22 protein-coding genes are annotated in these 20334 nt (G+C 61.6%); 8 read left to right on the top strand and 14 right to left on the bottom strand.

Translation table 11 applies throughout. The features are described from left to right. Positions 1–4: 4 nt before the first annotated feature. The 4 genes from ACYPXD_RS32750 to ACYPXD_RS32735 are packed head-to-tail and all read right to left on the bottom strand — an operon-like array spanning position 5 to position 3829. Positions 5–1165 carry an ABC transporter permease gene (locus tag ACYPXD_RS32750; protein WP_459722134.1) on the bottom strand — a complete coding sequence of 387 codons (1161 nt, stop codon included), beginning with the start codon at positions 1163–1165 and terminating at the stop codon, positions 5–7. Then, a complete protein-coding gene (locus tag ACYPXD_RS32745; protein ID WP_459722131.1) occupies positions 1162–2154 on the bottom strand; it encodes an ABC transporter ATP-binding protein in 993 nt (330 codons plus the stop codon). The genes ACYPXD_RS32750 and ACYPXD_RS32745 overlap by 4 nt, the downstream gene beginning before the upstream one ends. Next, positions 2151–3125, bottom strand: coding sequence for an HlyD family secretion protein (locus ACYPXD_RS32740; protein ID WP_459722128.1), 975 nt, complete (start codon positions 3123–3125; stop codon positions 2151–2153). Before ACYPXD_RS32740 ends, ACYPXD_RS32745 begins: the two co-directional genes overlap by 4 nt. Then, positions 3122–3829: a TetR/AcrR family transcriptional regulator gene (locus ACYPXD_RS32735; protein WP_459722124.1), complete on the bottom strand. Its 708-nt coding sequence runs from the start codon at positions 3827–3829 to the stop codon at positions 3122–3124. Before ACYPXD_RS32735 ends, ACYPXD_RS32740 begins: the two co-directional genes overlap by 4 nt. 299 nt (positions 3830–4128) lie before the next feature. Between ACYPXD_RS32735 and ACYPXD_RS32730 the strand changes: the two genes are divergently transcribed. Beyond that, the gene (locus ACYPXD_RS32730; RefSeq protein WP_459722121.1) at positions 4129–5301 is read left to right on the top strand and encodes a porin; all 1173 of its coding nucleotides are present in this window, start codon (positions 4129–4131) and stop codon (positions 5299–5301) included. Positions 5302–5396: 95 nt separating this feature from the next. Here ACYPXD_RS32730 and ACYPXD_RS32725 read toward each other — a convergent pair whose 3' ends face one another. From ACYPXD_RS32725 to argC, 6 genes are all read right to left on the bottom strand, one after another. Then, positions 5397–6113, bottom strand: coding sequence for a transposase (locus ACYPXD_RS32725; protein ID WP_459722117.1), 717 nt, complete (start codon positions 6111–6113; stop codon positions 5397–5399). 260 nt (positions 6114–6373) lie between these two features. Beyond that, positions 6374–6844, bottom strand: a complete 471-nt coding sequence (locus tag ACYPXD_RS32720) for a ribonuclease (RefSeq protein WP_459722113.1) — start codon at positions 6842–6844, stop codon at positions 6374–6376. 131 nt (positions 6845–6975) lie between these two features. Beyond that, the gene (locus ACYPXD_RS32715) at positions 6976–7329 is read right to left on the bottom strand and encodes a hypothetical protein (RefSeq protein ID WP_459722110.1); all 354 of its coding nucleotides are present in this window, start codon (positions 7327–7329) and stop codon (positions 6976–6978) included. Positions 7330–7510: 181 nt separating this feature from the next. After that, entirely contained in the window at positions 7511–7840 is a 330-nt protein-coding gene (locus tag ACYPXD_RS32710) for a cupin domain-containing protein (RefSeq protein ID WP_459722106.1), read from the bottom strand. Between the two features lie 326 nt (positions 7841–8166). Continuing rightward, positions 8167–9633 carry an amidohydrolase family protein gene (locus tag ACYPXD_RS32705; RefSeq protein ID WP_459722100.1) on the bottom strand — a complete coding sequence of 489 codons (1467 nt, stop codon included), beginning with the start codon at positions 9631–9633 and terminating at the stop codon, positions 8167–8169. A gap of 273 nt (positions 9634–9906) precedes the next feature. Further along, the gene (argC, locus tag ACYPXD_RS32700; RefSeq protein WP_459722096.1) at positions 9907–10836 is read right to left on the bottom strand and encodes an N-acetyl-gamma-glutamyl-phosphate reductase; all 930 of its coding nucleotides are present in this window, start codon (positions 10834–10836) and stop codon (positions 9907–9909) included. Between the two features lie 129 nt (positions 10837–10965). Between argC and ACYPXD_RS32695 the strand changes: the two genes are divergently transcribed. The 4 genes from ACYPXD_RS32695 to ACYPXD_RS32680 all read left to right on the top strand — a co-directional run bounded on the left by ACYPXD_RS32695 (position 10966) and on the right by ACYPXD_RS32680 (position 13987). Continuing rightward, positions 10966–11850 carry a LysR family transcriptional regulator gene (locus tag ACYPXD_RS32695; protein WP_459722093.1) on the top strand — a complete coding sequence of 295 codons (885 nt, stop codon included), beginning with the start codon at positions 10966–10968 and terminating at the stop codon, positions 11848–11850. Between the two features lie 424 nt (positions 11851–12274). Beyond that, the gene (locus tag ACYPXD_RS32690; protein ID WP_459722090.1) at positions 12275–12703 is read left to right on the top strand and encodes a gamma-glutamylcyclotransferase family protein; all 429 of its coding nucleotides are present in this window, start codon (positions 12275–12277) and stop codon (positions 12701–12703) included. 376 nt (positions 12704–13079) lie between these two features. Further along, positions 13080–13376 (top strand): hypothetical protein, encoded by a 297-nt coding sequence (locus ACYPXD_RS32685; RefSeq protein WP_459722086.1) that lies wholly within the window; start codon positions 13080–13082, stop codon positions 13374–13376. Between the two features lie 221 nt (positions 13377–13597). After that, a complete protein-coding gene (locus ACYPXD_RS32680) occupies positions 13598–13987 on the top strand; it encodes a PPC domain-containing DNA-binding protein (protein ID WP_459722082.1) in 390 nt (129 codons plus the stop codon). 101 nt (positions 13988–14088) lie between these two features. Here the strand turns inward: ACYPXD_RS32680 and ACYPXD_RS32675 are convergent, their stop codons facing one another. Then, a complete protein-coding gene (locus ACYPXD_RS32675; protein ID WP_459722078.1) occupies positions 14089–14748 on the bottom strand; it encodes a response regulator transcription factor in 660 nt (219 codons plus the stop codon). Positions 14749–15033: 285 nt separating this feature from the next. Between ACYPXD_RS32675 and ACYPXD_RS32670 the strand changes: the two genes are divergently transcribed. Beyond that, complete coding sequence (locus tag ACYPXD_RS32670; RefSeq protein ID WP_459722075.1) at positions 15034–16101, top strand: AraC family transcriptional regulator; 1068 nt, start codon at positions 15034–15036, stop codon at positions 16099–16101. An 85-nt stretch (positions 16102–16186) separates the two neighbouring features. On the opposite strand, the gene ACYPXD_RS32665 is transcribed toward ACYPXD_RS32670, so the two are convergent. From ACYPXD_RS32665 to ACYPXD_RS32655, 3 genes are all read right to left on the bottom strand, one after another. Then, positions 16187–16651, bottom strand: a complete 465-nt coding sequence (locus tag ACYPXD_RS32665; protein WP_459722071.1) for a DUF302 domain-containing protein — start codon at positions 16649–16651, stop codon at positions 16187–16189. Further along, on the bottom strand, positions 16651–17004 hold the full coding sequence (locus ACYPXD_RS32660) for a carboxymuconolactone decarboxylase family protein (protein ID WP_459722435.1): 354 nt from the start codon (positions 17002–17004) through the stop codon (positions 16651–16653). Before ACYPXD_RS32660 ends, ACYPXD_RS32665 begins: the two co-directional genes overlap by 1 nt. A gap of 100 nt (positions 17005–17104) precedes the next feature. After that, the gene (locus ACYPXD_RS32655; RefSeq protein WP_459722067.1) at positions 17105–18091 is read right to left on the bottom strand and encodes an alpha/beta hydrolase; all 987 of its coding nucleotides are present in this window, start codon (positions 18089–18091) and stop codon (positions 17105–17107) included. Between the two features lie 607 nt (positions 18092–18698). Here ACYPXD_RS32655 and ACYPXD_RS32650 point away from each other — a divergent pair. Together ACYPXD_RS32650 and ACYPXD_RS32645 are read left to right on the top strand one after the other, a co-directional pair. Beyond that, entirely contained in the window at positions 18699–19628 is a 930-nt protein-coding gene (locus tag ACYPXD_RS32650; protein ID WP_459722060.1) for a LysR family transcriptional regulator, read from the top strand. Between the two features lie 66 nt (positions 19629–19694). Continuing rightward, positions 19695–20327 (top strand): hypothetical protein, encoded by a 633-nt coding sequence (locus tag ACYPXD_RS32645; RefSeq protein WP_459722056.1) that lies wholly within the window; start codon positions 19695–19697, stop codon positions 20325–20327. Positions 20328–20334: the final 7 nt, after the last annotated feature.

The following is a 20334-nucleotide window of genomic DNA, read 5'->3' as shown; positions in this document are numbered from 1 at the left end:
CCTTCTAATCCAATGTGCGCCGGTAGAAGCGCACGGCAACGGCCATCACGACGACGGTGAAGATCGCGACGGGCCACACCGATGGCCACAGGTCCGCCCAGCCGTTGCCCTTCAGAAGAATGCCGCGCACGAGCCGGTTGAAGTAGGTGAGCGGCAGCAGGTTGCCGATCCATTGCGCCCAGACAGGCATGCCTGCAAACGGGAACATGAAGCCCGACAGCAACAGGCTCGGCAGAAAATAGAAGATGGTGAGCTGCATTGCCTGCAACTGGTTCTGCGCGATCGACGACAACGTGATACCGACCGTCAGGTTCGCCGCGATGAACAGCAGCGCGGCGATATACAGGGCGATCAGGCTGCCGACGAACGGCACCTGGAACACGTAGCGCGCCGCGGTCAGGATGATCGACGATTGCACGAGCCCGATCGCGATATACGGCACCAGCTTTCCCGCGATCACCTCGAGCGGCAGCACCGGTGTGGCGAGCAGATTCTCCATCGTGCCGCGCTCGCGTTCGCGCGTCATCGCGAGGCCCGTCATCATCACCATCGTCAGCGTCAGGATCGTGCCCATCAGACCCGGCACGACGTTGTATTGCGTAATGCCCTCCGGGTTGTACAGCTTGTGGATCTGCACGTCGAATGCGGCAGGCCCGCCATTCAGATGCGCGAGCGGCCCGGTGATGTCCTTGTCCGCGACCGATTGCGCGATGCCCGGCAGCGCGGCGAGCGGCGCCTGCGTCGCGGTTGGATCGGTTGCATCGGCTTCGACGAGCAGCGCGGGCCGTTCGCCGCGCAACAGCCGCCGCGAAAAATCGATGGGAATCGACACGACGAAGGTCACATCGCCTCGCGCGAGCGCGCGGCGGCCCGCTTCGTCGTTGGGCAGCGTATCGACGATATGAAAGTAATCGGAGTGCTTCATCGCGGCGACGAAGCTGCGTGAGAACGGGCTTTGATCGCTGATCACGACGGCGGTGCGCAAGTGCTTCGGGTCGGTATTGATCGCAAAGCCGAACAGCGCGAGTTGTACGATCGGCAAGCCGACGATCATGCCGAATGTGATGCGGTCCCGGCGCAACTGGATAAACTCCTTGAGGACGATGCCCCACCAGCGGGTGACGGAGAAGAATCGGGAAGAGAATCGGGAAGAGAAGCGGTTCACGATGGCTTCCCGTAGTTGTCGGTCGAGCGGCTCATCATGTAGATGAAGACGTCTTCGAGCCCGGTTTCGATCGGCTCGATCCGCACAGACAGGCCGGCGGTCACCTCTCTGATCGCTGTTTCGAGCGCGGCGTGATCGTGGCCGCTCGCATGCAGTGCGGAGCCGAACACGACAGTTTGATCGACGCCGGGCGTGTTGCGCAACCGTTCGGACAGATCGGCCAGACGGTCGCCATGGATGGACCACGTGGCAAGCGCCTGCGAATCGATGACCTGCTGCGCGGTGCCCTGCGCGAGCAGCTTGCCGTACGAGAGGTACGCGAGCTTGTGGCAGCGCTCCGCTTCGTCCATATAGTGTGTGCTGACCAGCACCGAAATGCCTTGTGCCGCGAGCCGGTGCAGCTCTTCCCAGAAGTCGCGGCGCGCGGTGGGATCGACGCCCGCTGTCGGCTCGTCGAGCAGCAGCAGCCTCGGCTCGTGCAGCATGCATGCGGCGAGCGCGAGCCGCTGCTTCCAGCCGCCCGACAACGCTCCCGTCATCTGGCCGGCGCGCGTCTGCAGTCCGAGATTCTCGAGCGCGCGGTCCACCTTCTCCTTGCGGTCGCGCATCTGATAGATGCGCGCCACGAAATCGAGGTTCTCGCGGATCGTCATGTCTTCCCAGTACGAGAAGCGCTGCGTCATATAACCGACGTTGCGCTTGATCTGCGCGCTGTCTCGCACGATGTCGTAGCCAAGGCAGGTGCCGCTGCCGGAGTCCGGCGTGAGCAGGCCGCACATCAGACGGATCGACGTCGTCTTGCCGCTGCCGTTCGGCCCGAGAAAGCCGAAGATTTCGCCATGCGCGACCTGCAGCGAGACGTCGTTGACGACGTGCTTGTCGCCGAAATGCTTGTTGAGATTGTGCACGTCGATGGCGAGCGGGCTTTGCGGCGATCCCTTCGGGGCGCCTTCCGGCTTGCCGTCTCGCGAACCGTGTTGCGGATTCATCGCAGCGTCACCGACACGGGCTGGCCGGGATGCAAATGCGGCGCGTCGTCGATGGAAGGATGCGCTTCGATCATGAACACGAGCTTCGCGCGGCTCTCGTTGCTGTAGATGACGGGCGGCGTGTATTCCGCCGAAGTCGATACGTAGGTGATCTTCGCGTTCACGTCCGATGCGCAGCCGTCGCAATGAATCGTCAGCGCGCGGCCGGGCGAGAGGGAGCCGACCACGGTCTCCGGCACGAAAAAGCGCACCTTGACGTTTTGCGGCGGCAGCAGCTGCACGACGGGACTGCCCGCCTGCACCCATTCGCCGATGCGGTACAGCGTGTCGTAGACGCGCCCTTTGGCGGGTGCGTTCACGCGCTTCTGGTCGAGCTTCCATTGCGCCTGCGCGACGGCGGCCTGCATCGCGTCGACCTGCGCGGCCTGCGCGAGCAATTGCTGCGAGCGCCCCGGCAGCCGGGCGACCTCGACCTCGTGCGTAAGCTCACGCACCTGCGCGTCGGCGGCATCGGCGGCCGCGCGCGAATCGTCGAGCTGACCCTTCGGAATGCCGCCCACGCGATACTGCGCCTCGTCGCGTGTCAGTTGCTGCGCGGCCTTACGCGCATTCGCGACAGCCTGCGCGAGTTGCGCCTTCGTCACGTCGATTTCGGGCCGGCGCTTGCCGGTCTGGATGTCCGCGAGTTGCGCGCGCGCAGCGGCAAGCTGTTGCTGCGCCTGTTGCAGCGCCGCCGCTTCATCGGCCGATTCGAGCGCGAACACAGGCGCATCCGCAGCGATGTCCTGGCCGCGCGCGACGTCGAGTTGCGTCAGCTTGCCCGATTGCGACGAGCCGAGATACACGAATTCGCCCTCGACATAGCCTTGCCAGGCGTTGTCGGCGCGCTGCGAGCATGCGCCGAGCGCGCCGCATGCGACGAGGGCGAGGACGAGCCGCATGGCGCGTGCGGAGAAACGGGAACGCTTCATGAACGGGGCCTTGTTTCAGAGCGGCGCGCGGTCCGGCGCGCCGCGCGCGTGGCCGGCGGATTCATGCCGCCCAGCAGCAGCGCCGTGACGTGACGCCGCAACGTTTCGCGCTCGATCGGCGCGAAGCCGCGGATGCTCTTCCACAACGTGGCGGCCGCTTGCGGCAGCATGACGAGCGCGATGATCGAGTTGAACGTCAGAAAGGGATCGAGTTCGGCATTGACCGCGCCCGCGTCCTGCGCCTGCTTGATTCGTGCGCCGAAACGCCTGATGTTGTCGAACGGAATACGTGTGACCATCCGGTCGCGCAGCATGCCGCCTTCGTTGACGACTTCGCGCAGCCACAACGGCGGCAGCCACGGCATGCGGCCCGTCACGTCGAACAGCCGCGTGACGAACTCGCCGACCATGAAGAACGGGTCGGCCTCCGACTCGCTCCCGGCGGCGCTCCACACAAAGGCGACTGACGGCGCCAGCCGTTCGTCGACGATCGCATCGAGCAACGTCTCGCGATTCGTAAAGTAGTAGTGCACGAGCGCGGAGGTGACGCCCGCGCCCGCGGCGATCTGCGCAACCGTGGTGGCCGCGATGCCGCGCTCGGAGAAAAGACGCGTGGCAGTGTCGAGCAGATGCTCGCGGACATCGAAATTCTCGACGACGGGGCGGCGGCCGCGCGGCCTGGCGGGTGGGCGCTTCGCTTTCATGGGTCGAAGCTTAATTGATGAGTTAGTTAAATTCAAAGCGGGGTTTACCTCAGATGCGGGAGCCGGGTGGCCGATCGGTATCTGGCCCGCGCCCTGACGGATTGGCCTGAGTCGGGAAATTTCGAAATTCGGAAGAGTGCATTTCCGGAACGATTATTGGCGGCGGCGACGCGCACGGACAATACGCGGGTTGGATCGAGGCGGCGCTTACGTTACGGGTGACGTGCCTGAAAACCGTATGGAATCCCGAGCTGTCTGGTTACAACCAAAAAACATCCGTTTTCTTATGGACTCCTTTCATGAAAAAGATGATTCTGACCGCCGCGTCGCTGGTCGCAATGAGCTCGGTCGCCCATGCGCAAAGCAGCGTCACGCTCTTCGGTACGCTCGACACCGCGGTGGCGTTCTTCAGCAATGAGCACGGCGCGCAGGGCTCCGGCAACACGTTCCAGCTTTCCTCGGGCAACCAGTCGGGGGATCGATGGGGCCTGCGGGGCAATGAAGATCTCGGTGCCGGACTATCGGCGGTATTCATGCTCGAGAGCGGCTTCAATATCAATAACGGCGCACTCGGCCAGGGCCAGCGGATTTTCGGGCGGACGGCGATGGTGGGCCTGAGCAGCACAACCTACGGTTCGTTGACGGTCGGACGCCAGTACGATCCGTTGGTGGACCTGCTCCAGCCGCTGACGGACGACGATACGTTCGGTTCGGCATTTGCGACGCCGGGTGACATCGATAACTACGACGACAGTTACCGCACCAACAACTCGATCAAATATACGAGCCCCAACTACGCCGGTTTCCAGTGGTCGTCGATGTATGCATTGGGCGGTGTGCCGGGAAGCCCGAGCGCGGGCCAGACATACGCCGTTGCGGCAGCCTACAATCATGGCCCGTTCGGGTTCGGCGTCGGCTATTTCCACGCCAACAGCGACAACGGTACCGCCACGACGTTCGACGGTCTTAATCCGGCCGCGGACAGTTTTGCAATCGATTCGCCGGCAATCAGCGGCGGCTTCGTGTCCGCCAACTCGATGCAGATCATCCGTGCGGCCGGTGACTATGCGTTCGGTCCGTTCACCGTCGGGCTCGCCTATAGCAACGTGGCCTACAACGATTACGCCACCGCCGCGGGCCGGGACAACAGCACCAGGTTCAACACCGGTCAGGCCTTCCTGAACTATCAGGTCACGCCGGCCATCGCACTTGGCGCCGGCTACAACTATACGAAGGGCAGCGGCAACGACGTGACGGCAAGTTACAACCAGTTCACCGTCGGAGCCGACTACTACCTGTCGAAGCGCACCGATCTCTATGCGCTTGCCGGTTATCAGAAAGCATCGGGCGACACGTTTAGCGCATCGACAGGGGAACTCGTCACCGCGGTCGCATCGATGGGCGACTTCGGCAACGACGCGAGCACCGACAAGCAGGCGATGGCGATGGTCGGCATCCGTCACAAGTTCTGAAGGGCGCGTGCAACGAGACCACCGACGTGCGGAATCGGCGTCGCGGGCGCGCGCGGGAGCTGTTGCGATGCGCTGGCTGAAGGCATCGGCTACGGCTAGCCCGCGTGCGCAACCGTACGTGTCGTGCGAACCTTCTGCGCCCGGTCGCGCAACAGCAACGGCATCAACCGCCGGTTAGCCGCCTGTGCCGCCCACTCGCAATACGCAGCGCTGCCGAGCACCCAGCCGTTGAGCGTCGACTGCATCAGGTGATCGACCTCGCCTTCGTCAAGCGGCAGCGTGCCCAGATTGCGGTAAGCCTGTTGACGTTCGATGGGCGTATTGCCGAGCGCCCAGTAGAGCGGATGGTCCTTGATAAAGCGATCGACGCGCTGCCCGATATGGTGCGTATAGCTCGACCACGGGTAGTTTCCCGGCTCGGCTACGAGCTGGTTGCGTACCGGCGCATGATCGATGACCCGGCTCGCGAGCAGGAAATACCGGTCCGGCTCGATCACGGTTGCCCGGTAGCCGCCGCGCCACACCATACCGCGCCGTCCATGGCGGCGGTTGAAGGTCTCGACATAGCGACGGCCGACCGCCTGCATCACCATCGCCACGCTCGACTCGTATGAAGGCGTGACGAGGAACTGCACCGCGTCAGGCATCAGTACCCACGCGTGAACGGCCAGGCCGGCGACGCGCGCGGCGTCCGCGAGGCAGGCGATAAAGTACAGGTAGTCGCCTTCGTCGAGAAATGCGGGTCCGCTGAGCCCCTGCAAGATAACGTGCTGCGGTTGTTCCGGGACGTAGTGCCGTGCAAGCCGTGTCATGATGAAATTGACCGCGAAAATCCGGTGTGAGCGAGCGATCCGACGAGTGTCGGACGCGTAACAGTGCGTAGTAGAGATAGGACGAAATCCTATCGGTGATGCGCGCGCGTGCACATCGCGAACAGGCCTTTTTTCAGGCCTCTTTTCGTCGATTTGCCGATCGCCACCCGCTTTTTGGGCGCCCAGCGCCGAGCGCGTTTGCGCGTTTCATATGGCCCCGCATGCGACGGAAACGTCAGACAAAACACCGGACGCGGTTTTTATTCGGCGATACGCTTGAAGCTCGCGTAGTAGTCGTCGGTGTAATAGCAGTCGCCAGTCTGTTTGCGCGGCCCGCCGCATACGATCCGGCGCAGTCCGCGATCCGACGCGCCAGGCGTTCGAACCGTGTAGGCGTGGTAATAGCCGCGCGGATGCTCCGGCAGCAGATGCGCACTGTTACGGAACAGCACGCCGTCTTCGCTAAAAGGAAAAGGGCCGCCCGCTTTGATCAGCCGCAGTGTTTCGGCTGCTTCCCCCGGCAACTGTGCCTTGGTGATGCTGCCCAGCGGGCCCTTCTGTTGCGCGCCCGATGCTGCGGGCGTATCGCTCGCGCCCGGCGTGGGCGGGACCGGCGCCTGGCTCGCGGATGCCGCCGATGCCTCAGTGGCGTTTTGCGATCCTTCCTTGCCGCATCCTGCGAGGATCGCGCTCAAGGCGACCATGCACGAGAAAGCCCACGCGTTGTTCACGAAATGGTTCCCCCTTCGCTAACCGCAGTTCGACGACCAGGATCGATGTAAAGGTATCGCTAATAGCAGAGCGAATCAATGATCGGCGAGCCGCGGAGTTAGTGCGCGACGGAAGCATCAACCGTTTTGCGTCATCTCCCGAATAGCTTCGCGTTGCGCCACGTGGCGAATGCGCCTTTGATAAAAGCATTGCCGGCCTTGCCGGCGAGCGCATCGGCCTGCTGTTCGGTCATCCAGTATCGTTCGCTAGCCGCGTCGTATTGAAGATAACCCGAAGCGGTGAGGTCGGCCAGCCACTCGCGCACGCAGCGCAATTCTGTTCGGGTTTTATGGGCAAGCGCTTCCGCTGACGACGGATTGTCCGCCAACGCCGCAAAGAGGTCGAGCCGGTTGCCGGCACCGATCGTGGACGCGTAGATGAGCGGCTCACGACGAGGGTGAATGGCACTGTAGAACCTGGCGAGCTTTCCGGTATCCATAGCCATGATTGCCTCCTGACCTTGCCGGGGACATGCAGAGTCGGATGGCGCCAGTGTGCCGCCGCTACCAGAAGCAGAAAAGCTAATTTAACTAACTTCGATTAAGGGACGCTAATGTGCGTTTGCACGCGGCGGTATCGGTTAATTGACCGATACCGCCGCGACAATCCACCTGCGAATCTTCCCCTCAGGCGAGCACGATGTCGCGTGCTCCTCCGGACTGAATCATGATGTACACGACATCGTCGGCCGTCTCATTCATGACGTGGTGTACCACACCGGGTTCGACGGTGTAGTGGTCGTGAACCTGCGTTCTATCGATGAGTCCGTCTGTTTTCGTTTCAACCGTTAGAACGCCTTGAACGACGACGAAGCGATCCCTCACATGCGTATGGTGGTGCCACTGCGTTTCGCCTCCGGCGCGAACCGTGGTTTGAGAGACGCTATAGCTCTGCTCTGTTAGCAGCGTTTTATAGAGAACCCTGGCATTGGCCAGGGGAATGTCCTGATCGTCCATTGAAGCCTCGTGATCGAGTGGTGTCGGCTTCACTCTAACCGCGAGAACGACCGGCGGGGTAGCGACAAATTTGTGCACAATGATGTGAGTTAATTCGACGTCTTCACCCCATGGGCCGATTCCCCCCGCTCAATGCGCTGCGCGCCTTCGATGCAGCCGTCCGTCAACTCGGTCTTTCCGCGGCCGCGCAGGAACTGCGATTGCCTGATCGTCAGCGGCCGGAGCTGGCCGGCGGACGTCGAGGCCGTGAGCCTTTTCGAAGACACCAGGAAGCGCGGGGCGGGTAAAGCCGAATCCGGAACGGTCGATTGGCGCGAAGCGCGTGCTCACGCGCCCCAGGCCTTCAAATTCAAGAACTCACGACGCGTCTTCGGGCCGTAGGTCACGAAGCTCGGATCCGGCCGCTCCGCGAGGTATTCGCCCCGTTCCGCCGCGATCCTGTCGCTTTTCACATGCTTGCGCAGCACGTCGTCGGGAACGGGATAGATCTTGAGCGCGTTGAGCCCGAAAATGTTCGCACGCATCGCCGGCGTGATCTCCGGGTAGCCGTACTGGTCGCGCAATGGCGCTGCAATCTGAAACGTGCGGAACGCCTGAATCTGATCCTGCGGCGAGCCATACCAGATCGAATCCGTGCCCCAGAGCACATTGTTTTCGCCGCAAGATTTCAGCAGCTTGCCTAGCGTGTGCGCGGCGGTGTTGGGGTCGCGCATCGCGAACCGCCACGTCGATCCGAGTTCCGCATAGACGTTCGACCCCGGCTTCACGTCGTTTTCGCGCAGGCTGGTGACGAGCGCGTCGACGCCGTCGGGGTGGCGCGGATTGTACGGTCCTTCGCCGGCGCCGGGCACGAAGCCCGAGTGATAGATGAGGAAGTTGACGTCCGGATAGCGCCTGGCCACCCGCCCGATGTCGACACACGTCGAGTGCTCGTACGACATGTCGCCGAACGGGATGCCCTTATGGATGGCGATGTTCTTCACGCCGAGCTTGCGCGCTTTCTCGATCATCGCGATGCCCGGTTCGTCGTCCATAAAGAAGCCCACGCCGGTGGGACCCCATTGCGTATAGGTTTTCCACGCCGCGATTTTGTAGCGTTCGGCGAGTTCGTCCATGCCCTCGAGGTCGCCCGGCTGGTTCGGATTGACCCGGCCGTGAATATAAACGCGGTGTGTGCCGTCGAGCCGCTCGACGATGCGGGCCGTCGCCTGCGCTTCCTCGATCGTGAGCGGTTCGTCCTCGCGCGTCGATGGCACGAACGACAGCACGATCAGGTCGGTGTCCGAGTCGAGGAATATGTCCTTGACGAATTCGTCGGAGCCGATGCACTGCAGATAGCCAAGCCGCCCCGCGCCTTGCGCAGGCACGCAGTGATCCGTTTTCGGAAACCGCATCGGCCTGGCGCCGGGCGGCAGCCGTTTGGTCCACGCGCCGGTTGGATTCACGAAGTGCCCCTGCACGTCGAAAATGAACTCCGATCCGTCGAGCGTCGAGCGCGCCAGCTGCAGATCGCGCGCAGCTTCGGGAGGTACGTCGAAGAATCCGCCGGTCAGGCCCGCTCTCGCGTAGGCATCGTTCATGCCGAGCAGCGCAGTCGCTGCGCCACAGGCGGTGACGAGAAAGCTGCGTCGGTCGAGCGCAAGGCGTTTCGCATGGTCGCCCGCGGCGTCGAGCGCGAGGCGACGCGCCTCATGGTGAACCGGATCGAGCGGAATCGGCATGAATTCGCCGTTGGTGGTTGTGTCGAGCTTGATGGGAAGCCGCTTGCCGTCCGGGTCGTTCAGAAACACCATGGCCGTCTCCTTGTCGCGCGAGCGCAAGAGAACCTGATGCGTCGAGGGGAATTGCTATCGCATTAGATGTGCGGTGGATCGTCGGGTTCAGGAAGACTGACGGGTCATTTCTTAGACGAACCGGCCGGCATGCCTTTGCGCACATGCCGGCGGTGAAGTGGATCGAACGCGGCGGATCGAACGCGGCGGATCGAACCTGCGCAGTGATGTTCGAGCATCGCTCTCCCGATACCGTTCCCGGCTGGCTCGATCCAGACGCGGAGCGACCGGCCGCTATTGCCGCGTAAGCATCAGATCCAGATTCTGAACCGCCGCGCCGGACGCGCCTTTGCCAAGATTGTCGAACACCGCGGACAGCAGAACGTGCCCGTGTTCCGCGTTGGCAAATACGCTCAAGCGCATATCGTTCGTGCCGTTCAGCACTTGCGGATCAAGGTGCTGCAAGGCGCGCGATTCGTGCAGCGGCAAGACTTGCACGTGGGCCGCGTCCGCGTAATGACGCGCGAGGCACGCGTGCAACGTCGCGCCATCCACATCGGGCGCCAGCAGCCGCAACTGCAGCGGCACCGTCAGCGCGATGCCCTGGCGGAACGCGCCATACGCGGGGACGAAGATGGGGCGCTGCGCGAGCCCCGCATGCTGCTGGATTTCCGGCGTGTGCTTGTGCGCGAGCGCCAGTCCATATACCACGTATGAAGGCGCGTTGACGGCGCCTTGCCCCTCGTGTTCCTCCACGCCGGCACGTCCGCGTCCGGAGTAGCCGGACACCGCATGAATGCCGATGGGGTAGTGGCCCGGTATGAGACCGGCCTGCATCAGCGGACGCAGCAAGCCGATTGCACCGGTCGGATAGCACCCGGGATTGGTGACCCGGCGCGCATTCGCAATGCGCTCAGCCTGTCCGCGTGTCATTTCCGGAAAGCCGTATGTCCAGTCCGGCTGCGTGCGGTGGGCGGAACTCGCGTCGATGACCCTGACGGCCGGATTGACGATGGCCGCCACTGCCTCGCGCGCGGCGGCGTCAGGCAAACAGAGGATAGCGATGTCGCAGGCGTTGATGGCTTCCGCACGACGCCGCGGATCTTTGCGTTCCGCGGCGGGAAGCGTGAGCAGTGTCAGGTCGGTCCGGTTGCGCAGCCGTTCATGGATTTGCAGCCCGGTAGTGCCCTGGTCGCCGTCGATGAAAACAACGGGAGAGCTCATTCGTGGAAAACTCCGGTAACGATGGGTCGTAACAACGAGAACGTGCTCCTATATTCCATCGACCGCTAGAATAGGGAAAGTTGAATTTCATAACCTGAACCTTCAGTTTTTCTGAATCTGGACGCCGATATGCGAGAGATCAGCCTGGACCGCTTGCGCACGCTGGTCGCGATTGCCGACCGCGGCTCGTTTGCCGATGCGGCGCGTGCATTGAACCTGGCTGCACCAACGGTCAGCCTCCATATCGCGGAACTCGAAGACCGCATTGGAGCGCCACTGCTGTCGCGCAAGCGCGGACAGGTCAGGCCATCGGCGATCGGAGAGGTACTGGTGGAGCGTGCGCGCCGGCTGCTGGCCGATACGGAGCAGGCGTTAGACGATATTCGACGCCAGGTGCAGGGGCTCGAAGGGCGCGTGCGGCTCGGCGCGTCGACGGGCGCGATCGCGCACCTGTTGCCGCAAGCGCTCGAGGTGCTGCGCCAGCACCACTCGGCGATCGACATTCAGGTTGCCGTACTGACTTCGCATGAAACGCTGTCCCGGCTGACGGCGGGGACGCTGGATGTCGGCCTGGTCGCGCTGCCTCAGCCGCCGGTGGCGGGACTCGCGATCAAGCCGTGGCGCCGCGACCCGGTGATGGCCTTTGTGCCGGCGCATTGGCGGTGCCCGGCGCGCGTGACGCCGGAATGGCTCGCTGCCCAACCGCTCATTCTGAATGACGCCACCACGCGTCTCTCTCGCCTGACTGCCGAGTGGTTCGCGAGCGCGGGACATCATCCGGTGCCGCGCATTCAGCTCAACTACAACGATGCGATCAAAAGTCTTGTGGCGGCCGGTTACGGCGCGGCGCTGCTGCCGCATGAGGCGACGACACCATTACCCGACAAGCGCGTTGTCATGCGTCCGTTGCGCCCGGCGTTGTGGCGTCGGCTCGGCATTGCTCATCGTGCGGGATACGTCGAGCGTTCCACGCAACATGTGCTTGATGTGTTATGGGGGTTGCGATTGGCTTAGGCGTTGCTCTTTAACGTATAACAAGAGGCTAAGCACACAAGCTAAGACCAGCGTTGCTTCAGGCTAACGCGCAAGACATTCCGAACGTTTGTGAATGTCAGCCGAAGGGAAGAGCTTTCACTTTGGATCGGTCCCCGTGCTAGGTGATCCTTTAGGAAAAGCCGCGCATTAAAAGATTAAAAGCCATTCATCGCGCGCTATATCCCTGTCAGATTCCGTCACTTTAAAGATCATCTGTGAGCTTTTACGCCTCACTTCGCTTCGCTTGATGTGAGCATGGCTACGTTAAAGCACCGGGCGACCTGGCCGCGCCTCACTAACATTTTTAGCAACGGGCTTGCGCGTGTCCGCGGTGGTTTCGCTCGTGGTCGCACGCAAACCGGATGTCGCGTCGCAACGGGTTACGAGGTTTGGAGAAGCCAGCATGAAGGCCATCCGTCTTTTCGTCTACGGCACGCTGATGCGTGGTCATCGCCAGGACCTTTCTTGTTACGAGCCCGTACCGGTTTATCTTGGAGAAGGGTGGGTGGCAGGCCGCCTCTACGATCTGGGACATTGTCCCGCGCTCGTGCTCGATCACGCGGCGGCTCCCGTTTGGGGCGAAGTCTGGAGCGTTCCGCGCGAGTTGTTCGAGGCATTGAACCATTACGAAATGGAATGCGGAGATTTCCAGCTGAGACAGGCTCCCGTGTTCTTCGAAGGCGCGCTCGCACAGATGGCGCTCTACGAAATCGGTGCGCGACAGCGGCTACCTTCCACGCAGCTTGCGGGCGGCCGGTGGTTGCCGTCTCGGCCGGTGGCAATGAATGAGCGCCCGAACCGCGCTGCGCATCGTGGGGACGGGTCGGCCTGACTCGCGCATCCGTACCGTCCGCACCGTCCGCACAACAGATCATTGGCAATCCTGCGCCATCGCCAGCACGACTTTGCCGCTTGTCCTATACTGCAGCAAGTACTTAAGAAAATCGATCCATTAGGTGTTTTGCATGCCCGTGGAATCGAGCACTCATCCTGCTGCAGCCACCAGTTATCGCGGCCTCTCGTGCCATTCAACTTCGCATGCCGAATGCATGAGTTCGTTCGTGCCGACTTCGGTCGCACGATGTTTCGCATACTGACCGACATCGAAATCGTCCACGGCGAGCGCGGCGGGAGATGGCTCAATCCATGGTCACGCAGATGGCGATCGGCTGCGTCAATATTCCAGCCCAATCTTGGAGACATAAACCTTGAACAAGGCAATCAGCACATTAATCGCGGCCGTCGCCGCACTGGCGTTGTCGGGCGGCGCTTATGCCCAGAACAACACATTGGCAACCCCGAGCGTCGTGTCGCCTGCCGCTGCTGCCAACACCGCGAACGGCTACGGCACGCCCGGTGCGACCGGTTCAGATAGTGGCACGAGCGCCGGATCGTCGAACTCCGGCGCGCCGAAGAGCGCGAATTCGAGCTCGACAGTCAACACCACCGCTTACGGCGCCAACAATACGCTGGCGACTCCGAGCACCGCGTCGCCGGTCAAGTAACCACACTCCGGTTGTGTATGGCGTAAAGGCCGCTGTCCGTATGGGCAGCGGCCTTTCGTTGTCTCGCACCCGTAGCCTCACACCCGTAGTCTCACACCCGTAGTCTCACACCCGTAGTCTCACACCCGTCTCGCCGACCCGGTACGATGTGTAGATCGCTCAGGTGCTGAACAGGGTGCTGAACAGATTTGTCTGGAAATCGACCGGATATTGAAATGAGTATGCACGCCTACCCTATGCGTCTCGTTCCCGGCAATGACGTGCGCGCCGCCGTCGAAGACGTGCTGCGTCAGCACAATGTATACGCGGCCTTTGTGATCCAGGGCATCGGGAGCCTCAGTGTCGCGCAATTGCGATTGGCCGGAGCCGAGGCCCCGGTTGAACTGCGAGGCGACCTCGAAATACTGTCGCTCGCGGGATCAATATCGCCTGACGGCGCACATCTGCATATGTCGGTTGCCGATGCGCGAGGTCAGGTGTTCGGCGGCCATGTGGCGAGCGGATGCACGGTTCGCACGACAGCCGAACTCCTGCTCGCGCTGCTTCCCGAACATCGCTTTGCAAGGAAGCTCGATCCGGCGACCGGCTTCCTGGAGCTTGTGATCCAGTAGCGGCCTCGGTGCGACGAAGGGCTGATGAACTCGCCCCGCGTCGGGGCGCGAGTGCCGATAGGCTGACCGCGCGGCAGGGCGGCCAGTGTCGCCTCGACCCTTCAGCGTGCCGATCCTTTCACGACATCGAGCCTGAGAAGCGCACCCGCCTTCAGCACGAAATCGGCAAACGAGTTCGCCTGCATTTTCTTCATCGCACGCATGCGATGAATCTTGATCGTGATTTCGCTGAGGTTCATTTCGGCCGCGATCTGTTTATTCAAACGTCCCTTCGCGACGAGGCTCATCACGTCTCGCTCGCGTCGCGTCAAACTTTCATAGCAACGGCGCAATACCTCCGACGACCGATCGAGTTCGCGCCGTATCCGGTCCGACGCCAGAGCGGCCATGACAGCGTCGAGCATTCGCTGACCGCGAAACGGCTTCTCGATAAAGTCCACTGCACCGCGCTTCATGGCCTGCACGCACATTTCCACGTCGGCGTGCGCGGTCATGAAAATGATCGGCAGGCCTGACTGGCGCGCGATGCGATCTTGCGCGACAAGACCGCTTTCTCCTTTAAGCCTTACGTCGAGGACAAGGCAACTCGGTGTCGCCGGCATGCGGTAAGCAAGAAGCTTCTGGATCGAGTCGAACGATTCGACGCTGAATTCGACGGAACGGAAAAGCGCGGCGAGCGACTCGAGCATTTCGACATCGTCATCGACTACGTACACGATCGAATCGGGTGCGCCGGCAGGTTTGTCAGTGGCGGCGTTCATTGCTTGGCTTGCATATTCAGAGCGAAATTGAACGGCGTTTCGCAGGCGCAACATATTGCAGACGGATGACGATTTTACCCGCGCAAACCGATGCGTCATTGATCGCAAATATGGTTTTCTTGATCGTTCGACCACAGCCGCTGGCGTGCAGATACTTTTCATGTACTCTCTGCCGGCCTATTCTGCGAATGTTCCATTGACTTTGACGAGAACGGTCCGTCGTTTGAAGCCGCCCCGAGTATAGGCGGCCGACGCTCGTTCATGGCCCGACGTGCCGCACCAACGATGCCCAAGCCAGAAATTCTTCCGGAAATCCTCAAGAACCCCGACAGTTACCGCGCGTCGGTTCCTCTGGACGAGCTTTTAAGGTCTATCCGGTTTTCGTCGTTGATCAAGGGGACCGCCTTGTTCAGCGCGCCATGGGGATACGATTCACCCGCATACAAAGATACCGTCGTTCTTTATTTGATCTTCGAAGGGGCGTGCCATGTGCGGATTCCCGAGCTGAATCAGTCGGTGCATCTTGCTGCCGGCGACGCACTCTACATCCCTAAATCTCGCGCACACACGGTCACCGATTCGGAGACCACCGCATCGGTGCCATTGGACAAGATGCTGAGTTCGTACGGCGACTTGCCTTACGGCAGCGATTTTTTGGGCAACATGTTCAGGCGTCCGCTTGTCTACGGAGGCGGTGGCCAGAAGACCCATATGGAAGCGCTGCGCTTTTTCGTCAACCAGCTGTTCCCCAGCGCGCTATTGAACAGCTTGCCGCCGATGGTCAAGCTTGAGGGGTTTGCACGCCAGCATGCCGAGTTTCTCAATTCCACGTTCCGGCAGATGGTCGAAATCGGCGCTTCGGGGTTCACGGGCCAGGCCATCGCCACGCGCCTCGGAGAAGCGATTCTCGTGCTGTTTCTTAGAGACTATTTTTCAAGCTCGACGAATTTTTCCGCCGGGATCCATAAAGCGCTTCGGGATCCTGCTATTTCCCGAGCGATCGGCGCCATGCAACAGGCGCCGTCGGAAAACTGGAGCGTTGCAAGGCTGGCGGCCGTGTCGACCATGTCGCGGTCCGCTTTCGTGCCGCGTTTTACAGAACTTGTCGGCCAGACGCCTAGTCACTTTCTCACGACGTTGAGAATGCTGCGCGCGACGGAGCTGCTCAAGACGACAAAGATGCCGCTGTCGCGTATCGCGGTGCAGAGCGGATACGGTTCCGAGGCCGCATTCAATCGGGCGTTCAAGCGCTGGTGTGGCGCGACACCGGGCTCGTTGAGAGAACGGCAAAAGGACGCGGCCGAGGTGCCCGCAAGCGCCGTCGACCCGGCGGCTAGCGCACAGAGCAGCTGACGCTCGATCAGAGACGGCCCGCGCCTACCGCGCGGGAAGCCGGTAGGCCGGCCATGCTGCGTGCGCCCGGCTCCCGCAGAGCGAGCTAGCTGCCCTGATCGGATAGCGCGTGGTCGACGATCGAGCGGCAGGTGAGCGCGAGTTCGCGTCCGATCGCGATCATCTCAGGGTGCCCGTAGCGCCCGAAGCTCTCCACCGGATCAATCCATCGAACGACCGTCTCGCCTGCATCGAGTTCGATGACCGCGAATTTGAGCGGCGCTTCGAGCAGAAGCGCCGGATCGATGGAAAAGACGCGCGCCAGCAACTGGGGATGAAAGAACAGGATTTGACGCGCGTTTCCGAGCCTGTAGTGGTCGCGCCGTACGATCATTTGCGGATCGATCTCGTGCAGTACCCACAAGTCGGCAGCCGCGATCGCCTGGCGCAGCCGCTCGACGACCTGCTCGAACGGAAGCGTCGAACTCGCGGCGTTCTGGTACGACAGCGCCCGCGGATCGAGGCGACCGTAGACGATTTGCTTCATGGGTTCGCCGTTGTCTCGTTCCATCAGCCCTCTCCCGCGGGTTGCGCGAGGGCGTCGAACGCATCGAGTACCCGCGTCGAATAGACAAGCGCAGCGCCGGCATTGACGCTGATCGCCACGCCGAGCGCCTCCGCGATCTCGGCGGCCGTCGCGCCGGCCTTCCTCGCTTCGGTTGTATGCACGGTGATGCAACCATCGCAGCGCAGACTGATCGCCACGGCGAGGGAAATCAGCTCGCGTGTCTTGCGGTCGAGCATGCCCTGCTTCGCGTTGGCGGCACCGAGCTGTCCATAGCCCTTGATGGTGTCGGGCGAAAGTTTGGCCATGCGGCTGACGCCGGCGACGAGCTGGCTGCGATAGCCGGTCCAATCGATCATATGCATGAGGGTCGACTCCGATCGTGTTAAGAGGAAGTGGGTGCTAGCGCGACGCGGCGCGGGGCACTGCGGTGCTCCCTGTTGCGCCGCGTCGGGCGCGTCAATGGTCCAGGTGCTCGCGAATTCCGTTGCTGGCCTGTTCGAGGGCTGCTTCGGTCGACGGCACGTGGCGCAAGCCGTTTAGCAAGACGAAGTCGTGGATCGTGCCGTTGTAGCGAACCGCTGCGACGCTCACGCCGGCTTCCTTGAGCTTGCGCGCATAGGCTTCGCCTTCGTCGCGCAGCGGATCGTTTTCGGCGGTAATGACCAGCGCGGGCGGCAAGCCCTGCAGTTCCTTCAGGCTCGCGCGAAGAGGCGACACATACGGATTGTTGCGCGTCGCTTCGTCGGGAGCATAAAGGTCCCAGCCATACTTCATGAAATCGCGCGCAAGAAAGCGCCCGGTGCCGAATTCGCGATAGCTGTCCGTATCGACGCTCGCGTCGGTGGCTGGAATCAGCAATACCTGGTAACGGATCTTCGGGCCGTCGCGATCTTTCGTCATCAACGTCAACGCCGCGGCCATATTCCCGCCGACCGAGTTGCCTGCCACTGCAATGCGGCTGCCGTCCGCGCCCAGTTCGGCGGCGTGGCTGGCCACCCACTTGAGCGCCGCGTAAGACTGATCGAGTTGCGTGGGGAATCTGGCTGACGGCAGCGGCGTGTATTCGACGAATACCCCAATCTGTCGCGAACCGACTACGAGGTCGCGCAACAGACGCTTGTGATTGTCGAAGTTGCCGACGATCCATACGCCGCCGTGAATAAACAGCAGTACACCGGGATGCAACGCAGGGCGCTCGGGCTTCATGATGTAGAGCTTCACCGATTGACCGTCTTCGTTGATCGTGCGTTCGCTGACGGTCACGCCGGACATGTCTACCGGCGTCTGATTCTGAAGATCGGTGATGATCTGTTGAGGCTTGGGCTGCGGCAGTTCCCAGATAGGACTCGGATTTTTATCGAGCGGAACAAGAAAGTTGCGCACCTGCGGGTCCAGATGCGGGTCATTGGCTACGTCCGGTGCGGCGTTTGCGGTTTGAATCATCAAGATTGCTCCAATAAGAATCAATGCGGCTCTTAAGAGATTTGCCACTTCTGCTCCTTTTAATGAGTGAGGTGCGGCAAGTCTATGAATGGTGCTTTAACGGTGTTTTCGCATTCGCACGCTTTTAATCCTGTTTCTTGAGTCCGAATGTCGATTTAATTCTCGTCTTGATCTGTGTATTGATTATTTGTTTTGATTCGTTGATCGTTTTAAAGTGTTATTGATCGTTTATCTAAAGGCACTATCCGGGTTGCGCGAGCGTCGGCACTCCGGCGCCCACTCCCGGGCATCGGGACGAGGCGTTCCGGGAGTCTGATCTGCTTATACGAAATCGGCCGCTGATTTGTACCAGGGCTGGTATAGGTCTCATGCTGGAGACCATCTATCTCTATGGGAAACGGTCGGGTAGGCTTCACGCGGCTACCTGTTTGTGTGAACTGGCAAGCTCGCGGCCGGCCGCGAAACATGGGCCCCGTGATAAGCTGAATATTCCCCGCAAATGGCTCGCGCGCGGGCATCTCCAAGGCTTGCGACGTGTAATCAGAGGCATTGGCGCGATTAACGGCGTCGTCTCGCATGCGCCGAAAAGAAGTAAAAGGTAAGACGGATGGATACGCTAAACCAGATGCGTGTGTTCGCACGCGTCGTCGAGTCAGGTACGTTCACGGCCGCGGCGATCTCGCTGAACACGAGTCCCGGCGCCGTTTCACGCGCGATCTCGGAGCTTGAAACGCGTATTCGCACGAGGCTGCTGAACCGTTCGACACGCAAGGTTGTGCTGACTCAGGCAGGCGAGGTGTATCTGAAGCGATGCAACCAGATTCTGGCGGACATCGAAATGGCCGAAGAAGAAGCCAGCGATGCGCAGTCGCGTCCTGTGGGAAAGCTGCGAGTGCATAGTTTCGCGGGCATCGGGCAATACTACGTTCTGCCTGCGATCAACGAGTACCGGGTGCGTTTTCCGGAGGTGTCGGTCGAGCTGGCCTTGTCCCAGCGCGTCCCGGAACTCTACGAAGGAAGCACCGATATGGCCGTCGTGGCGACGTCGTCCGTGCTGCCCGACTCGGACCTCGTTTCGCATCTGCTGGGCTCGTCGTGCAGCATTCTGTGTGCGTCTCCCGAGTATGTCCAACGCCGGGGCGCGCCGCAGACGCCGGCGCAACTGGCCGGTCATGATTGCCTGATCCTTCATTCGCCCGCTTTCCCTGCTTATGAATGGCTGCTCGAAAGCGACAAGGGAAGCGAGTCCATGCGCGTCTCGGGGCCCATAGAAATCAACGACCCCGCGGCGATCGGCATGGCAGCGCGGGCCGGCATGGGCATCGGCGTACTGCCGATTTACACCGCGCTCGAAGGGCTTGCCGACGGGAGTCTCGTGCGTGTGCTGCCTGCGTATACGCTTCAGAAGATGAACCTGTACTCGCTGCATCCTTCCAGAAGGTACACCGACGCCCGGATCAAAACCTGGGTGGAATTTCTTCGTCAGTATCTGCCTGCCGCCACGGCACGCGACGCTCAGCTACTTCAAGCGCACTAGTGCACTGACGCATCGCGCGTTGGTATTTCCACGGATAGTGCGCGGTCATTCCGTCTCTTACTCTCTTTGTATACGGAGTTCAAAGTTTCGCGGGCATTGCACTTTCTGGTGCTGAATGCGCGAATCTTGCCGACGATAGATCACGGAGACAATATGAACGAGCCTGACTTTCTGATAGCGAGCCCTGCAGGTGAGCATGATCCCGGGCGGTTCGCCATTGGCGAGACAGGATTTTCATTTGGCGAGCGCGAGCGCCCGCGCGCCGCGCTCGACGCCTGGATGGATGGCGCAGGCATTCCCGCCGGCGCACGAGACGTGCTCGAAAGTCACCCGCCGTTCAGGGATATCGTGGGTCTCATTGGTGTCCCCGAGAAGGTGCGCGCGGCGCGTGCTCCGTCTTCGGAATGGATACTTGCCGGCAGCGCCTGCGGCCTCGTGTCGATGGTGGTTCGCGACGCTCGCGATAGCACGCCCGGGCAACTTGGGGACGATGCGGATCGCGCGATTGCCGCGGCGAAACGCTATGGGGCGAGGAACGTCGTCATTTTTGTGCAGGCAGGAAACGATGGGGACGCAAAACGCGGACGCGAGGCGCTTCAACAGGCATTTGCGACGAATATCCCTGAATCGAATCGGCTCTTTTCCGTGGCGCGGGCCGATTTTCCGGTCTGGCTGGCGAGTCTCGTGGAAAAAGCCTGAACGGTCG

Source organism: Paraburkholderia sp. 2C, assembly GCF_054589215.1.
The sequence above is the reverse complement of the archived record's forward strand: the minus strand, read 5'-3'. Positions and strand labels throughout refer to the sequence as shown.

Excerpts from the sequence above, each read along its gene's own strand:
- ACYPXD_RS32745 (WP_459722131.1), bottom strand. The coding sequence starts at position 2,154 with ATGAATCCGCAACACGGTTCGCGAGACGGCAAGCCGGAAGGCGCCCCG.
- ACYPXD_RS32740 (WP_459722128.1), bottom strand. The coding sequence starts at position 3,125 with ATGAAGCGTTCCCGTTTCTCCGCACGCGCCATGCGGCTCGTCCTCGCC.
- ACYPXD_RS32735 (WP_459722124.1), bottom strand. The coding sequence starts at position 3,829 with ATGAAAGCGAAGCGCCCACCCGCCAGGCCGCGCGGCCGCCGCCCCGTC.
- ACYPXD_RS32730 (WP_459722121.1), top strand. The coding sequence starts at position 4,129 with ATGAAAAAGATGATTCTGACCGCCGCGTCGCTGGTCGCAATGAGCTCG.
- ACYPXD_RS32725 (WP_459722117.1), bottom strand. The coding sequence starts at position 6,113 with ATGACACGGCTTGCACGGCACTACGTCCCGGAACAACCGCAGCACGTT.
- ACYPXD_RS32715 (WP_459722110.1), bottom strand. The coding sequence starts at position 7,329 with ATGGCTATGGATACCGGAAAGCTCGCCAGGTTCTACAGTGCCATTCAC.
- ACYPXD_RS32710 (WP_459722106.1), bottom strand. The coding sequence starts at position 7,840 with ATGGACGATCAGGACATTCCCCTGGCCAATGCCAGGGTTCTCTATAAA.
- ACYPXD_RS32705 (WP_459722100.1), bottom strand. The coding sequence starts at position 9,633 with ATGGTGTTTCTGAACGACCCGGACGGCAAGCGGCTTCCCATCAAGCTC.
- argC (WP_459722096.1), bottom strand. The coding sequence starts at position 10,836 with ATGAGCTCTCCCGTTGTTTTCATCGACGGCGACCAGGGCACTACCGGG.
- ACYPXD_RS32695 (WP_459722093.1), top strand. The coding sequence starts at position 10,966 with ATGCGAGAGATCAGCCTGGACCGCTTGCGCACGCTGGTCGCGATTGCC.
- ACYPXD_RS32690 (WP_459722090.1), top strand. The coding sequence starts at position 12,275 with ATGAAGGCCATCCGTCTTTTCGTCTACGGCACGCTGATGCGTGGTCAT.
- ACYPXD_RS32680 (WP_459722082.1), top strand. The coding sequence starts at position 13,598 with ATGCACGCCTACCCTATGCGTCTCGTTCCCGGCAATGACGTGCGCGCC.
- ACYPXD_RS32675 (WP_459722078.1), bottom strand. The coding sequence starts at position 14,748 with ATGAACGCCGCCACTGACAAACCTGCCGGCGCACCCGATTCGATCGTG.
- ACYPXD_RS32670 (WP_459722075.1), top strand. The coding sequence starts at position 15,034 with ATGCCCAAGCCAGAAATTCTTCCGGAAATCCTCAAGAACCCCGACAGT.
- ACYPXD_RS32665 (WP_459722071.1), bottom strand. The coding sequence starts at position 16,651 with ATGGAACGAGACAACGGCGAACCCATGAAGCAAATCGTCTACGGTCGC.
- ACYPXD_RS32660 (WP_459722435.1), bottom strand. The coding sequence starts at position 17,004 with ATGATCGATTGGACCGGCTATCGCAGCCAGCTCGTCGCCGGCGTCAGC.
- ACYPXD_RS32655 (WP_459722067.1), bottom strand. The coding sequence starts at position 18,091 with ATGATTCAAACCGCAAACGCCGCACCGGACGTAGCCAATGACCCGCAT.
- ACYPXD_RS32650 (WP_459722060.1), top strand. The coding sequence starts at position 18,699 with ATGGATACGCTAAACCAGATGCGTGTGTTCGCACGCGTCGTCGAGTCA.